The sequence below is a fragment of the Desulfofarcimen acetoxidans DSM 771 genome, from assembly GCF_000024205.1.
In the GTDB taxonomy this organism is placed as follows: Bacteria; Bacillota; Desulfotomaculia; order Desulfotomaculales; family Desulfofarciminaceae; genus Desulfofarcimen; species Desulfofarcimen acetoxidans.
Window position 1 is genome coordinate 3,365,782 of sequence record NC_013216.1, and the last position, 14,104, is coordinate 3,379,885.

Annotated in this window: 16 protein-coding genes; 2 read left to right on the forward strand and 14 right to left on the reverse strand. The window is 43.0% G+C overall.

Features of this window, described 5'->3' with window-relative positions; genetic code table 11:
* Positions 1-86: 86 nt before the first annotated feature.
* From dapA to dapB, 6 genes are all read right to left on the reverse strand, one after another.
* On the reverse strand, positions 87-971 hold the full coding sequence (dapA, locus tag DTOX_RS15345; RefSeq protein ID WP_169306035.1) for a 4-hydroxy-tetrahydrodipicolinate synthase: 885 nt from the start codon (positions 969-971) through the stop codon (positions 87-89).
* Between the two features lie 48 nt (positions 972-1,019).
* Positions 1,020-2,237 (reverse strand): aspartate kinase, encoded by a 1,218-nt coding sequence (gene dapG, locus DTOX_RS15350; protein ID WP_015758599.1) that lies wholly within the window; start codon positions 2,235-2,237, stop codon positions 1,020-1,022.
* 98 nt (positions 2,238-2,335) lie between these two features.
* Positions 2,336-3,358 carry an aspartate-semialdehyde dehydrogenase gene (locus DTOX_RS15355; RefSeq protein ID WP_015758600.1) on the reverse strand — a complete coding sequence of 341 codons (1,023 nt, stop codon included), beginning with the start codon at positions 3,356-3,358 and terminating at the stop codon, positions 2,336-2,338.
* Between the two features lie 78 nt (positions 3,359-3,436).
* Positions 3,437-4,024 carry a dipicolinate synthase subunit B gene (locus DTOX_RS15360; protein ID WP_015758601.1) on the reverse strand — a complete coding sequence of 196 codons (588 nt, stop codon included), beginning with the start codon at positions 4,022-4,024 and terminating at the stop codon, positions 3,437-3,439.
* A gap of 3 nt (positions 4,025-4,027) precedes the next feature.
* Entirely contained in the window at positions 4,028-4,939 is a 912-nt protein-coding gene (gene dpsA / locus DTOX_RS15365; protein ID WP_015758602.1) for a dipicolinate synthase subunit DpsA, read from the reverse strand.
* 98 nt (positions 4,940-5,037) lie between these two features.
* Positions 5,038-5,838 carry a 4-hydroxy-tetrahydrodipicolinate reductase gene (dapB, locus tag DTOX_RS15370; RefSeq protein ID WP_015758603.1) on the reverse strand — a complete coding sequence of 267 codons (801 nt, stop codon included), beginning with the start codon at positions 5,836-5,838 and terminating at the stop codon, positions 5,038-5,040.
* 309 nt (positions 5,839-6,147) lie between these two features.
* Between dapB and DTOX_RS15375 the strand changes: the two genes are divergently transcribed.
* Complete coding sequence (locus DTOX_RS15375; protein WP_015758604.1) at positions 6,148-6,615, forward strand: Hsp20/alpha crystallin family protein; 468 nt, start codon at positions 6,148-6,150, stop codon at positions 6,613-6,615.
* Between the two features lie 329 nt (positions 6,616-6,944).
* On the opposite strand, the gene DTOX_RS15380 is transcribed toward DTOX_RS15375, so the two are convergent.
* Together DTOX_RS15380 and DTOX_RS15385 are read right to left on the reverse strand one after the other, a co-directional pair.
* Positions 6,945-7,154 carry a hypothetical protein gene (locus tag DTOX_RS15380; RefSeq protein ID WP_015758605.1) on the reverse strand — a complete coding sequence of 70 codons (210 nt, stop codon included), beginning with the start codon at positions 7,152-7,154 and terminating at the stop codon, positions 6,945-6,947.
* 19 nt (positions 7,155-7,173) lie between these two features.
* The gene (locus DTOX_RS15385; protein WP_015758606.1) at positions 7,174-8,160 is read right to left on the reverse strand and encodes an SDH family Clp fold serine proteinase; all 987 of its coding nucleotides are present in this window, start codon (positions 8,158-8,160) and stop codon (positions 7,174-7,176) included.
* 188 nt (positions 8,161-8,348) lie between these two features.
* Here DTOX_RS15385 and DTOX_RS21630 point away from each other — a divergent pair, with 188 nt between their 5' ends.
* Positions 8,349-9,032 (forward strand): Hsp20/alpha crystallin family protein, encoded by a 684-nt coding sequence (locus DTOX_RS21630; RefSeq protein WP_015758607.1) that lies wholly within the window; start codon positions 8,349-8,351, stop codon positions 9,030-9,032.
* Positions 9,033-9,096: 64 nt separating this feature from the next.
* Here DTOX_RS21630 and DTOX_RS15395 read toward each other — a convergent pair whose 3' ends face one another.
* From DTOX_RS15395 to DTOX_RS15420, 6 genes are all read right to left on the reverse strand, one after another.
* A complete protein-coding gene (locus DTOX_RS15395) occupies positions 9,097-9,366 on the reverse strand; it encodes a YlmC/YmxH family sporulation protein (protein WP_015758608.1) in 270 nt (89 codons plus the stop codon).
* Between the two features lie 16 nt (positions 9,367-9,382).
* The gene (locus DTOX_RS15400; RefSeq protein WP_015758609.1) at positions 9,383-9,718 is read right to left on the reverse strand and encodes a hypothetical protein; all 336 of its coding nucleotides are present in this window, start codon (positions 9,716-9,718) and stop codon (positions 9,383-9,385) included.
* Between the two features lie 228 nt (positions 9,719-9,946).
* On the reverse strand, positions 9,947-10,393 hold the full coding sequence (dut, locus tag DTOX_RS15405) for a dUTP diphosphatase (RefSeq protein ID WP_015758610.1): 447 nt from the start codon (positions 10,391-10,393) through the stop codon (positions 9,947-9,949).
* 11 nt (positions 10,394-10,404) lie between these two features.
* Positions 10,405-11,673, reverse strand: coding sequence for a M16 family metallopeptidase (locus DTOX_RS15410; protein ID WP_015758611.1), 1,269 nt, complete (start codon positions 11,671-11,673; stop codon positions 10,405-10,407).
* Positions 11,674-11,757: 84 nt separating this feature from the next.
* Positions 11,758-12,879, reverse strand: a complete 1,122-nt coding sequence (locus tag DTOX_RS15415) for a D-alanyl-D-alanine carboxypeptidase family protein (RefSeq protein ID WP_015758612.1) — start codon at positions 12,877-12,879, stop codon at positions 11,758-11,760.
* 223 nt (positions 12,880-13,102) lie between these two features.
* Entirely contained in the window at positions 13,103-13,990 is an 888-nt protein-coding gene (locus DTOX_RS15420; RefSeq protein WP_015758613.1) for a polysaccharide deacetylase family protein, read from the reverse strand.
* Positions 13,991-14,104 lie beyond the last annotated feature (114 nt).

The window sequence follows — 14,104 nt, forward strand, 5'->3', positions numbered from 1 at the left end:
TCAGGATCTCTACCCAAAAATGAATACAGACAGCTACTGGCCAAAAGAAATTACTTTCTGATTAATCCTTAACCAGTGTCTTTATCTTATATCAATCCATGCTCTTTCAATAATTTCTTGATAGTTTCTTTTTCCTGCTCAGTAGCATCTACCAGAGGCAAGCGTACACCGCCCACTTTTACACCCATCATATTCAAAGCAGTCTTAACCGGAGTCGGGTTGCTGGTAATAAACATACCCTTAAAAATGGGGAAAAGCTTAATATGCAATTGAGCAGCCAGGGTAATATTGCCGGATACATAAGCATTAACCATTTCTTTAATCTTGTCTGCGATAATATGGCCGGCCACACTGACAATACCTTTGCATCCCACACTCAACATGGGCAAAGTCATGGAATCATCACCACTGTAAACAGCAAAATCAGCAGGTAAGATTTTCTTTAATTCCGCAACCTGATCCATACTTCCCGCAGCTTCTTTGATAGCTACAATATTTTCAACTTCCGCCAACCTGGCTACTGTCTCAGGAGTCATATTAATGGCTGAACGTCCCGGAATATTATAGAGCATAACAGGCAGGCTGGTACTTTCCGCGATAACCTTAAAATGCCTGTACAAGCCTTCCTGGGAAGGCTTATTATAATAAGGTACAACCAGCATTACACCGTCAACACCAGATTTCTCGGCTTCTCTGGTGAGAATTATGCTTTCAGCGGTGTTGTAACTCCCTGTGCCTGCTATGACAGTAGCTTGACCGCCTACTTCTTCAACCACTGCCTTAAATAAATCCAGTTTCTCCTGCTTGCCGATAGTCGGCGATTCGCCTGTAGTTCCGGATACGACTAACCCGTCGTTACCCAGATTAACCAAATGCCTGGCTAATTTTTTTGACAATCCCAGATCCACATTTAAATTCTGATCAAAAGGAGTAACCATTGCTGTCAAAATACGCCCGAAGTCAACAGCCAAAACATTCACCTTCCTCTCTCTTTTCCCGGGTAAATTGTTTTACCCGCCCTAATCTAAAAACTGCTGATGCAGGGCACTGATTGCTTTTACCATATCTTCCTGCTGCACTAAGACCCAAATTGTAGTATAAGAATCTGCCGACTGTAAAACCGCAACGTTTTCTCGTGTCAAAGCATCAACAATACCTGCCATAACTCCAGGCACACCTGTCATACCCGCACCTATCGCAGCTACCTTAACACAACCGGGACGCTTAACGGGCTGCATACCGAGATTTTCCAGTATTTCCACAGCTTTTTGCGCCATTTCATCTTTCACGGTAAAAACAACCGCTTCCGGGCTGGCATTGATAAAATCAACACTAATACCGGCCAGAGCCAAACCCTTAAATATTCGCACCTGCCAGGCAGAGGCATTGGTTTCCGGCATGTTGATCTTCAATTGGGTGATGCCGGTTTTTTGTGTTATCCCGGTAACAATTCTGTCACGTGTTATATCAATAGCACCTTTATAGACCTGACTGTCATTAGTAACCAGAGTACCCGGAGCATCACTTGAGGTAGATCTAACCCGCAGGGGTATATTTTTCTGCATAGCAATCTCCACAGACCTGGGATGTATTACTTTGACACCCTCATGGGCTAATTGACAAATTTCATTATAGGTAATTGTCTCTAAAAGCCTGGCATTATTGACAATTCCCGGATCAGCCGTCATAATGCCTTCAACATCTGTGTATATATCCACACATACTGCCTCAAGTGCCACGCCCAGTGCAGCAGCGGTAGTATCACTGCCGCCCCTGCCTAATGTTGTAATCTCACCTTTCTCAGTAACTCCCTGAAAACCGGCAACAACAACTATTTTCCCCAACCGGGAATGCTCCAATATTATTTGTGGATCTACCCTGCGTATTCTGGCATCATTAAAATTATCGTCCGTAATAATACCCGCCTGAGATCCTGTTAGAAATACCGCAGGAAAACCCTTTCCCCTGATTGTAGCAGCCAAAACTACCCCGGATATAACTTCACCACAAGACATCAATAAATCAGATTCCCGTCCAGGTATCTCTCTGCTAACCTCATAGGCCAGAGAAAGCAAGCTGTCCGTTGAATATGACTCCCCACCGCGTCCCATTGCAGATACCACAACTACAGGATGATAGCCTTCCTTAACAGCATGAATAATCTTTGCTGCAACCTGTTCCCGCAATTCTGCAGTATTTAACGATGTTCCGCCAAACTTTTGGACAATATATTTCAATTTTTGCCTACCTCATTTTGTCATATTGGCCAGATTAAGCTGGGATTATTTTAAACAAATCTTTAAAGATAAACTAAATATATTTTATTATTAACTTGTTATTGCTTTTTCATCAAACAACCGTATTCAACTACCAATTCGGCAATCTGCACAGCATTGGTTGCGGCACCTTTACGCAGTTGATCGGCAACCACCCAGAGATTCAAACCGTTGTCAATAGTATTATCCTCACGAATACGTCCTACAAAAACATCATCTTTATCTGAAGCAAAAAGAGGCATCGGGTAAACTTTTTCAGCCGGATTATCCATAATTATTATACCAGGAGCTGCGGCCAGTATTTCTTTGGCCCTAACAGCCGTGAGTTTCTTCTCAGTCTCAATATTCAAAGCCTCGGAATGACTGCGGTACACCGGCACTCGCACAGTTGTGGCCGTAATAGCTATAGACTGGTCATGCAAGATTTTTTGTGTCTCCTTAACCATTTTCCATTCCTCTTTGGTATAATCCATATCCATAAATACATCAATATGAGGAATCAGGTTAAAAGCTATCTGGTAAGGAAAGACACCGGCAACTGCATCGCTTCCCTGCAGTACTGCGGCAGTCTGCGCCGACAATTCCTCAATAGCTTCCATACCCGCACCGGAGACAGCCTGGTAAGTAGAAACTACCACACGTTTAATCTTAGCCTCGTCATGTATCGGTTTTAAAGCTACCACCATTTGAATGGTAGAACAGTTGGGATTAGCAATTATACCTTTATGCTCCCGTACGTCCTCCGGGTTAACTTCCGGCACCACCAAAGGTACCTGAGGGTCCATGCGAAAATTGCTGCTGTTGTCAATAACCACTACACCCTTTTCCGCTGCCGCCGGTCCATACTGCTTGCTGGCGGCTCCGCCCGCAAAAAGCGCGATGTCCATTCCATCAAAAGAAGCCAGAGTTGTTTCTTCCACAGTGTAATCATTACCGCGAAAATTTATTTGTTTACCGGCAGACCTGGAGGTAGCACACAGCTTCAACCTGTCAACCGGAAAATTTCTTTCATCCAGAACTTTCAAAATCTCCTGCCCCACCGCGCCGGTTGCTCCGACAATTACAAGATTAATCTTCTCCAATACTATCCCTCCTAAATACATACTCCATCTATTTTACCAAAAAAATATCGCGGTTGGGGGGATTACACTATAAATTTTTTACCCGTACACCACCAGCATGGGCTGTATTTGTTTTCCGTTTAGAGCCATGGCTACAGTATCAACAATCAACTCCCACCTGGCTTTCAAGGAATTCGGCTTATTAACCGGATCATCCTGGCCAAAAGGAATCACATAAATATTCTTAGTATTTAACAGTAAACCCCAGTTCTTGGCATTCATACTTAAACCATCATTAGTAGATATACCTAGCACTACCGGCCTTTGATTGCGCAGGTGAGCCTTAACCGCCATCAAAACCGGCCCGTCAGTGATAGCGTTGGCCAGTTTAGCCAGAGTATTGCCAGTACAGGGCGCCACCACTAAAATATCCAAGAGCTTCTGCGGGCCAACAGGCTCTGCAGCGGTAATCGTTTGAATAATGCCGGAACCGGTAATTTCCGTTAATTGTTTTTTCCAACTCTCAGCCAAACCAAACCTGCTGTCTGTTTCGGCCACAACACTGCTGATAATCGGTATAACTTGCGCTCCTTCGTTCACCAAAGCCTTAATATAAGGCATTACCTCTGACAGGCAACAGTGAGAACCGGTCAGAGCAACCCCCACTTTAATATCTTTTAGCCTCATTACTCAATAAGCACCTCCGATACTCGACTCTAAGGACAGTTCCTGAGCCAGCAGACGGGGCAAAACGCGGGCCAATATCTCACCCGCTGTCTGCGGGGCTACTTTTCCCGGCAGACCAGGGGCCAGCATCGCTTCAATACCCCTTATTTTAGCCGCTGCAAAATCAGTTCCTCCAGGAGCAGAGGCGAGGTCAATAATGAGTGCCGACTTTTTGACAATTCCAAGTATATAATTATCCAGAACAAGAGAAGGAACAGTGTTAAATACTACATCCGCTTCATTGATTAAGTCACTCAGACCGCTGAAGGGCAAAGGTCTAAGGCCCATTTCATAAACCCTGGCCAGCTGCGCCGGGCTTCTTGCCACAACAGTAGTTCTGGCGCCCAAAGCACCCAGCATACGGGCTAAAGTAACTCCCACGCGACCAAAGCCTATGACAAAAGCTGATGAACCATGCAGAGTAATAGGCATTTTCTCCATAGCTATTTGCAAAGCCCCTTCCGCAGAAGGAATAGCATTTAAAATTGCTACTTCATCGATTTCCATAACCTCTATCAGTTTTAAACCAACACTGGCAGTCATAGCTTTCAACCTGGGTTTGGCCACTCCAACAAATACCGGAACGTCTTTAGCAACCATGGACAAGTGTTGTTCTGTGAGTTCCGGCGCCTCCTGTGCCAGCGGGCAGTACAGGCAGCCTTCATTGTTGATGCCCTGCACGGACAAAACTATGGCATCTACATCTTTTAAAGCCTCTTCAATATGCTGAAAAAGCTTTACACCGGCGTTTTCCGCCACAGGCAGGCCCACAATTTGCAATTGTGCTCCAAGTGCGGCCAGGCGTTCCACAACAAATCTCTCCCTGGCATCTCCACCCAAAACCGCTATTTTAATCCCTTTTAGATCAGGTTGCATGTCGACACCCTCCTAATTAAACCATCGTCTCATACTTACATCATAGTATGAGCAGCGTAATTGAGAGGTGCTTGTATACAAATATTAAGTTAAGGCTGTTATTCAAAAAGAATATTTTCCAAACCATAAACCAGACTGTTGATATGCATAACTTTTTGCACAGCTAAAACCACGCCAGGCATAAAAGATTCTCTGGAGATTGAATCGTGGCGAATAGTCAAAGTCTGGCCAACACCACCGAAAATTACTTCCTGGTGAGCCACATAACCAGGCAACCTGATACTGTGAATACGTATCCCGCCGTCAAACTCACCGCCCCTGGCACCGGGTATCTTTTCAATCTCAGCAGCCAGTCCCTGCTGAAAATCACCGCGAACCTGTGAAATCAGCTCAGCTGTCTTGATCGCAGTGCCGGAAGGGGCATCAAGCTTTTTGTCATGGTGCAGCTCGATAATTTCCACATGAGGCATGTATTTAACAGCTTCCGCAGCAAATTTTATCATCAATAAAGCTCCAATAGCAAAGTTAGGCGCCACTATACAACCGACACCTGCTTTGACGCACAGCTCTTTTATCTCGGCCAACTCGGCGCTGCCCATGCCGGTAGTGCCTACCACAGGACGAACTCCACATTTAAGAGCTATTTTCACATCATTAAATACAATTTCCGGTGTTGTGAAATCAACCAGCACATCCGGTTTCAGAGTAACCAGAGTTTCTTCCAAATTAGTTGTTATGAGCACCTTTAATTCACCGGTACCTATTAAAGTACCAACATCCACACCTTCCTGAAACTTATCCACTGCACCTACCAGTTCCATCCCTTCAGACTTATGCACGGCCCGCAAAACCTCTTGCCCCATTCTACCCGCCGCACCGGCTACAACAACCTTTATCATCTCCGCACCTCCCAAAATAGCCTTTACCACAAGCATCTCATTTTGTCAAATGAATATTAAACTTAATTTTCTTACATCTCAGCTTATATGTCAAGTAAAGTAAAAATCGAATAAAACACATGAGCACCTTTCTTGCATATTATTTCTATTCTCAGCCATAATAACAGGAAAGTCACCTTAAGCGGCTTTCGAGCAGCCACAGGCACTCGTGTTCGTTGGAAATTATGCAATACTAACCTTAATTTATTTACAAATCTATCATAAGCATGATCTCCTGGATTAAAAAAAATGCATAAGGAAGTGGTGTAAGTGAAAGAACAGCAAAATCATGTGCAACAAGGCTACCCGCCACAGCTCTTCCCTTTAGCGGGCAATCAACAGAGCAGCAGCGGGCAGCCTAACCAACAATACATGCCAGGCATATCAACTGAAAACATCGTACCACGTGTTGATATACTGGAAACAGAAACAGACATTATTTATGTAGTTGAACTGCCAGGTGCTGACCCGGATAACATAGAAGTTGACATAGAACATAAACAGCTCTTTATTAACAGTCAAGTCACTCCAGTTAGAGATCAGGGCAATTTCGCTTACTTGCACCGGGAAACCTTCCCGGGCAAATACGTCAGGGTGGTAAACCTACCAATAAATATCAACACAGATCAGGCCAGTACAATTTACAAAAACGGTATTCTGGAAATTTCCTTTGCCAAAGATAATACCAGGCATTCCTATAACTGCACTATAAAAAAGAACAGAGTACATAAACAATAAAAGTAAATAACAAAAAAGTCGCCTAAGGCGACTTTCGAGCAGTTATAGGCACTCGTGCTCGTCGGAAATTATGCAGTACTAACATTGCTTGTGCAATATAAATTTGCACTTCACTATACAATTACTTATCCACAGATCCATCATAAGCATAATTTCTTAGAATATAAAAAAACCCGTATCACCATGTATACGGGTTTTTTAATTGCGTTTAGCAGGATGTTATTTATTATTCTTAACAAATTCTCATCATCTTCCGGTTGTTGCCTTATAAAATTCTTCTTAGTAATAAAATGTATACTTAGTATAAACACTTTTTACCTGCCAGGCATCTACTCGACATTCTTTCCCGACTTGGCGCTATCCAATCTGTTTTCCGGCACCACTAAGCCGCTGCTGTCTTTTGGCACATAAAAAAACCGGTAGTCTGCAGACGGGTAACCGGAGCTGTCTGTTAAATAGTAGTACTTGGTAGCCTGTGCCGGGTAATTAAACTGAACTTTTTCATCTGCATATTGCTCATACTCCATAACTCTATCCATTTAATACACCACCTCTTATTTAAGCTAAAGATCTCCATCCTTGCTTTACAATATTTACATTAACCTGCCCTTTATCAGGAAACTCTTTTCTTTCTACCACACCGCTAAATACGAACGCGTCCTGCCCCATAGAAGACTCTACAAGACCACTGACAACCTCGAATTCAATACGAGGCCCATTTAACATATCGGCAGGATTAAACGGCTCGTTTAAAGCCATCTCCTGAGCAAAATCAGCATATAGCTTCCAAATCAAGTCTTCCAAATAAGGGTCAGGATAGAGTACCGGCAATTGTATTTCCTTATCCGCTTCACGCCTTGAAATCATATGATTATGAGCGTATAATTTTTCAGTCAAATTATCAACAATACTTATTATCTTATCATCCGAAGGCGGGTTCATCTGCAGGCGCAATAATTTGGTAGCCAGTGACCTTATCAACATATAGTTCCGGTGCACATTGCCCAGGGCCAAAGGATGAATTTTTTCAGCTAAAAGCAAAAAGGACTTGTCCATCAGTTCGTCCAGGTGGCTTCCTGACTTTTCACGGGCCAAAGCCAGGTAAGAATAAACATCCTCAATGCTCACCGGCACTCTGGCCTGTGGGTTGTTCGGATCCTGTGGATTAAAAGCATTTACCACACTGGGATCAATAGGCCCCAGCTCACCCATTTTTCCCATAATTATTTCATCAGAACCCAGACAAATCAAAGTACCGGCGCTATAAGAGCGAAAAGGCACGATTACCGAAAAATGCTCTGTATATTCCCTAATCAAATTTACCAGCCGCCAGGGAGTTAGAACATCCCCGCCTCTTGTATAAAGGAAAAGATCTATTTTAGGCTGGTTTTTCAACATTTCCAGGTGACGGTATAAAATAGTAGTTACATCAGGAGCTATGCGGGTATTGACGTTTTCCCTGTCACCGGTAATATAGCAAATTAATTTGGAACACCTCTTGTTTTCTATAGCGTTTATTAAGCTCAATCTTTCTGACCTGGACATCTTAGGCCTCCCCATATTACATTAATCATTGCTTTGACCCTTATTATAGCCAACATAATATGTCATAATTTAAGCTGGATAAAATATTTAATATGTTTATTTTTCCAGTATACAGAACGAATATATTTTTTTTAACTGCACAATATATGTCATGGGTACCCAACCAAAACACTTTAGGAGGTCGTTGAATGTATATCTCTTCCATGAACCCTAATCAGGTTTTTGCAACAAACTCAAACTTATGCCAGTCAGGTGTTACAGCTTTCCCTGTTTCAGCAAGAAACACCTTATCGGGCAACTGTGTAAGTTATTCCTTTAATCCCATGCTCAACCAGGCTTCAGCTTGGGGCTTAATCAATCCTGTTGTGGGACAGCAGGCCTGGGCTCAAGGCTTTATTCCTAACAGCGGTGTAAGCAGCTTCAACAATCCGGCTATCTGGAACAGCATGGCTTACAACCCTTACATTGCGCAGCAGCAAGCCATTGCTCAACAAGCCTTTGCAAGCTCATTCGGTAATCAAATCGGCGGGCAAGTCTTTGCTACCGGTTTAAATACCATTCAATCTTCACAAGGCATGGCCCAAATGAGATTAGATCTTCATGAAACTAACAGTGACGTTGTTGTAGCAGCTGAGCTGCCCAATGTTAGCCTGAACGATCTTAACCTTACAGTTACCGACGACTCAATGTCAATCTCAGCCACTGCCCTGGCAGGCGGTCAAGTTACAAGCCTATTCCGCACTGTAGCGCTGCCTACCGACATTAAGGCTGAGTTAGTAGAAGCAACCTACTCCAACGGCATTCTGGAAATCCGCGCTCCCAAGTCAGACATCACCTCACGCAGGAGACTTAAAATAAACGTGGCTCAGTAACAGCTGCAACTGTCCATAGAAGATAAAGCCCCACCGGACGGCGGGGTTTTATCTTTTAATTCTTTCATACAGAATATTTATTGAAATTTAGATTAGTCTGATCTAAATCAACTATAATTATTTCCGCTCCTATTTTTTTTATGGATTCCCATGGTACTACTAAATGCTGTTTTTCCACCCAAAAGTTCATGAGATTATTGCGGCGCGGCAATATAATAGATTGAATCTGACCGGTCTTTGGATCTATGGTCACATCTGACTCACCGATTACCCCTAAACGAGCCCCGTCATAATAATTGACTATTTCTTTGCCTACCAGATCAGCCATTCTCAAGTAAATCACTCCTATATTAAACCCGTTTATGATACTTTATTGCGCGTAAAACAAAAGGTTGTATTAATGCCAGAGCAAAGGACACAGCCGCTACCGGTTCAAAACTCATGCCAACCATGTTGACTTTAGACGGCATTTCAAGCTCCAGGAAGGAACACAAAACTACAACTGACAGATAGATGCCACCCGCCGTACCTACCAGAGCGGCTATGGATTGTGAAAGCACAGAGGTCTTGCTCTCGCCAACAGCATCCCAATTCTTATTCCTCATTTGCCGCAGCCTGACCCGTTCCCGCAGTGAAAAAACCGCCAGAATAATTATGAGCACAGTTATTATTAGACCGCTTAACAATTAATACCACCTCCCAATAGATTATATTGAGCAGGGACGAGACGTATGACAGTTTTTCCACCAAAGACTTCCTAAACGCAAGAAAGTCGCTTAAGCGACTTTCTTGCAGCTCCAGGCACCCATGCTACCTTGAAAATAAACTCAGAAGTATCATTTTTCATTCTCCGTGGCGCTGCGCCGCAGCATGGGAATCTCATAAGAATAATTTCCCGGAACAAGAAAAAAGCTTTAGCCTGTATGGCCAAAGCCTCCTGCCCCTCTTTCTGTTTCATCCAGTGAATCAACCACTTCCCACTGGGCCATACATACTGCCTGAAATACCATCTGAGCAATCCTATCGCCACGGTTGACCGTAAACGTGGACTGGCCTGTGTTAGCCAGAATAACCTTGATTTCTCCCCTGTAGTCCGCATCAATTGTGCCGGGTGAATTAACCACAGTTATTCCGTGTTTTAGTGCCAACCCACTGCGAGGACGTATTTGAGCTTCCCAACCTTCCGGCACTGCAATTGCCAGGCCGGTGGGAATTAATTTTATTTCACCTGGTAAAAAAACAACCGGTTCATTTACGGCAGCGTAAATATCCATGCCGGAAGCGCCTTTACTCATATACTCGGGTAAAGACAGACCCTGTGCATTCCGCAGCCTGGTTACCCTTACTTTTAACTTTTGCATATTATTTTCCTTTAAAGATTATCAGATTTATCAAAGAGTGTCCGCAAGTATCCGGCCTCTTGCCACGGGCCTATAGTGGCCAGAGAAAAGTTTTTTGGCTCTAAAATATCTCTGGCTATTCTTTGAATATCTTCATTGGTCACCAAATTAACTTTTTCCACTATTTCTTCCGGTGTGGTTAACCTGCCCAGGTAAAACTCAGATTTGCCCAACCGGCTCATTCTGACATTAATACTTTCCAGGCTCAGCAACAAATTGCCCTTTAATTGATCCTTTGTACGCCTTAACTCATCCTCAGTTAAACCGCTCTTCTGAATATCCCTCAATTCCTTGACAACTAATTCCAGCACCTGTTCCACATTTAATTTACTCAGCCCCGCATAGATGCAAAATATGCCTGAGTCATGGTAAGAACTGTGGTACGAATATATAGAGTAAACCAGGCCTCTTTGCTCCCTAACCTCCTGAAATAAACGCGAGCTTATGCCTCCACCCAGAACAGTATTAAGTACCTGCATAATATAGATATCATCATGAGTTAATTTCAGACCCTGGGTACCAAAACAAAGGTGAACCTGCTCGGTATCTTTTTCACGGCAAATTATCTCTTGAAAAGGCTTGGGCAAAGACAGCACTTTATCCGGTCGTTCTCCTGTGAGTCCCGCCATTAGTCCGTTTAAGGCATTGACAACCTGATCATGCTTAATATTGCCTACTACAGAAATAACCAAGTTCCCCGGCACATAGTACTTCTTATAAAAATCCATTATTTGATCCGATGTCATATTTTGAATAATATCGGCATCACCGATAATAGGCCTGCCTAACACGTGATCCTGCCATAAACTGCGCACAAAAACATCATGCACCTGTTCATCCGGCGCATCTTCATACATCTTAATCTCTTCCAGAATAACATTTCTCTCTCTGTCAATATCAGCAGCAGCAAAATTAGAATTAAACACCATATCTGTTAACAAATCAATGGCTAATCCCAGATGTTCGTCAATAACTTTAGCGTAATAGCAGGTATATTCTTTAGTTGTGAAAGCGTTTAACTGTCCTCCCACCGCGTCCAGTGTCTCAGCAATCTGTTTGGCCGTTCTGCGTTTTGTGCCTTTAAACATCAGATGCTCTATAAAATGAGATATACCATTATTTTCTTTTAATTCGTCTCTGGATCCCACGTCAACAAAAATACCTATAGCCACAGATCGCACATAAGGCACTTCCTCAGTTAGAATCTTTGCCCCGTTATCCAGAATAACCTTTTGGTACATATATACACCTCTCTGACTTCAACCTTATTACATGTTATTCGCTAAAAATTTTATAATTCCTTTTAAAAAATAACTTTTTGGTCTCTACCCGATATTTTGGTAAAATTTACGCCAAAGAATCCGGTAGGCAGGAAGCCTTTCAATACTCCCCGAGGCAATTAAATCAGTACTGGCTATATATACCTTATCCATATACAAATCTACCCGGCCGATTTTTTGCTCCTTTTTAACCGGCGCGGTTAAACCGTCAACCAGGTAAATCTTTTTTTCAATTAAATCAGTGCGGCCATTGGGAATAACAACTGTCAAATCTCCTTTTGACACTGCTTGAACCGCCGGGGAAAACCCGTCACAGACAGGTATGTCGCCGATAACTTGTCCTGCGGTTAAAACTTTATTATTGGAAAAATTATTAAAACCGTACTCCAGAAGAGATTTACTGTCACCATACCGGTTAGCACTGTGTAAAACCACACTGACCAATCTCCGGTTATCCCGCGTAGCCGAGGCTACCAAACAGGGACCGGCAGCATTGGTTGTACCGGTTTTAACCCCGTCCGCAAAGGTATAAGTATCCAATAGCTGATTAGTATTCTGCAAGTGCCTCTGCCAGCCGGGACCTCTGATTACCTTCTCCCTGGTACTGACAACAGTATTAAACACAGGATTTTGCAGAGCATAACAAGTCAATTTAGCCAGGTCGTAGGCAGTTGAATAATGCCCCTCAGCCGGCAAGCCGTTACAATTGACAAAATGAGAATCCATTGCACCCATTTGCTTAGCCTTTTCGTTCATGAGTTGTACGAAATTTGCCTCGGTTCCGGCTATTTGTTCGGCGATAGCCACGCAAGAATCATTGCCGGACTTCAACAGCGCGCCGTATATAAGTTCCTCTAAAGTTAAATTTTCTCCCGCCTGCAGGTATATGCTGGATTCACCCGTAGAGGCAGCCGTTTTACTAATCGTTACAACTTGACCCAAATCTCCCCCCTCTAAGGCCAGAAGAGCGGTTAAAATCTTAGTTGTACTGGCCGGAGGACGTCTTTGAAAAGCATTTTTCTGGTATAATACCTGGCCGCTGCCAACATCCATTAAAACAGCAGACTCTGCGGCAACTGGCGGACTATAAGCCGCCTGTACCGGTAGACAATAAACATTCAATAATAACAAAAAAAACGGCAGCACTCTCAGCATATTTATCTTCATAGCTAAAAATCTTCTCCCCCACTCGAAAAAATCATGCTACTACATTTTACCATATTTTATATAATCATCAATACCTCAAAAAAGCCGCTTAAAGAGGCCTTCGAATTTATCATAAGCATAATTTCCTATAGTAAAATAATTTTATATTGCCGTATAAGCTTGCCCTGAATTAAAAATTTTTATTACAGCAATAAAGAGGGGAGAAACTTGCGCTCAACTAATCTTAGTTATCCTGCTCTTTATCCTCAGCATCACCTGCCCCACCGGAATCTTCCGCATCCTCAGCTTTTTTGGCACCCTCAGCATCTTTACTTTCTTTACCCGCTTTTATTTCTTTATTTTTTCCACTGTCTTTAGTCTCTTCACCGGTCTTATTTTCTTTGTCACCGGCAATACCGCCCTTGAGCAGCTGAGAAACAGTGACAAGCTCATAACCGCGATCTTTTAAATCTTTAATTATATTAGGTAAAGCTTTTATTGTCGGTTCAGTCGGGTGCATCAAAACAATAGCCCCGTTATGCGCCTTCGCAAGAACCCTGTCTTCGATAGTTTTAGCAGCAGGACGCTGCCAATCAACAGTATCGATACTCCATAAAATTGTCTTGTAACCGGATTCAGAAGCTGCCGCCAGCACATTTTGACCCCTTTCCCCATAAGGAGGGGCAAAAAAAACAGTTTTCTTTCCGGTAACCTTAAAAACCTCTTCCTCAGCTTTCTTTATCTCAGTTATATTATTTTGCTTGGATATCTGATCCACATGAGGATGAGAATAACCATGATTGCCCAACTCATGCCCGCCGGCAGCTATTTTTTTCGTTAAGTCAGGAAATTTTTCCACCCATTGGCCACCCATAAAAAAGCTGGCCTTAACCTTGTTCTCGTCCATTATCTCCAGCATCTTAGGCAGGTATTCCTCACCCCAGAAAACATTAACTGTTAGGGCTATTTTTTTCTCACTGTCACTGCCCTGGTATATAGGCTCAGCCACCACAGGCAGCAAAACAGCCTTGTTAAAATTAGCCCAAAAATAACCTGTCGTAAAAACCGCAGCAAAAATTACCACGATTAATAGCTGGCTGACATAACGCCTTTTTAAATAAAGAACACGCATGGCACAACTCCTTTCCTTTTATTTTATTAACCAACCTTATGCAAGAATCCAAGCAAAAAGAACAAGAAAGTCGCGTTAAGCGACTTTCGAGACAGCCATGGGCACTTGTACTAG

Excerpts from the sequence above, each read along its gene's own strand:
- dapB (WP_015758603.1), bottom strand. The coding sequence starts at position 5,838 with ATGATAAAGGTTGTTGTAGCCGGTGCGGCGGGTAGAATGGGGCAAGAG.
- dpsA (WP_015758602.1), bottom strand. The coding sequence starts at position 4,939 with ATGCAACCTGATCTAAAAGGGATTAAAATAGCGGTTTTGGGTGGAGAT.
- DTOX_RS15360 (WP_015758601.1), bottom strand. The coding sequence starts at position 4,024 with ATGAGGCTAAAAGATATTAAAGTGGGGGTTGCTCTGACCGGTTCTCAC.
- DTOX_RS21630 (WP_015758607.1), top strand. The coding sequence starts at position 8,349 with ATGTATATCTCTTCCATGAACCCTAATCAGGTTTTTGCAACAAACTCA.
- DTOX_RS15410 (WP_015758611.1), bottom strand. The coding sequence starts at position 11,673 with ATGTACCAAAAGGTTATTCTGGATAACGGGGCAAAGATTCTAACTGAG.
- DTOX_RS15385 (WP_015758606.1), bottom strand. The coding sequence starts at position 8,160 with ATGTCCAGGTCAGAAAGATTGAGCTTAATAAACGCTATAGAAAACAAG.
- DTOX_RS15380 (WP_015758605.1), bottom strand. The coding sequence starts at position 7,154 with ATGGATAGAGTTATGGAGTATGAGCAATATGCAGATGAAAAAGTTCAG.
- DTOX_RS15415 (WP_015758612.1), bottom strand. The coding sequence starts at position 12,879 with ATGAAGATAAATATGCTGAGAGTGCTGCCGTTTTTTTTGTTATTATTG.
- dut (WP_015758610.1), bottom strand. The coding sequence starts at position 10,393 with ATGCAAAAGTTAAAAGTAAGGGTAACCAGGCTGCGGAATGCACAGGGT.
- DTOX_RS15420 (WP_015758613.1), bottom strand. The coding sequence starts at position 13,990 with ATGCGTGTTCTTTATTTAAAAAGGCGTTATGTCAGCCAGCTATTAATC.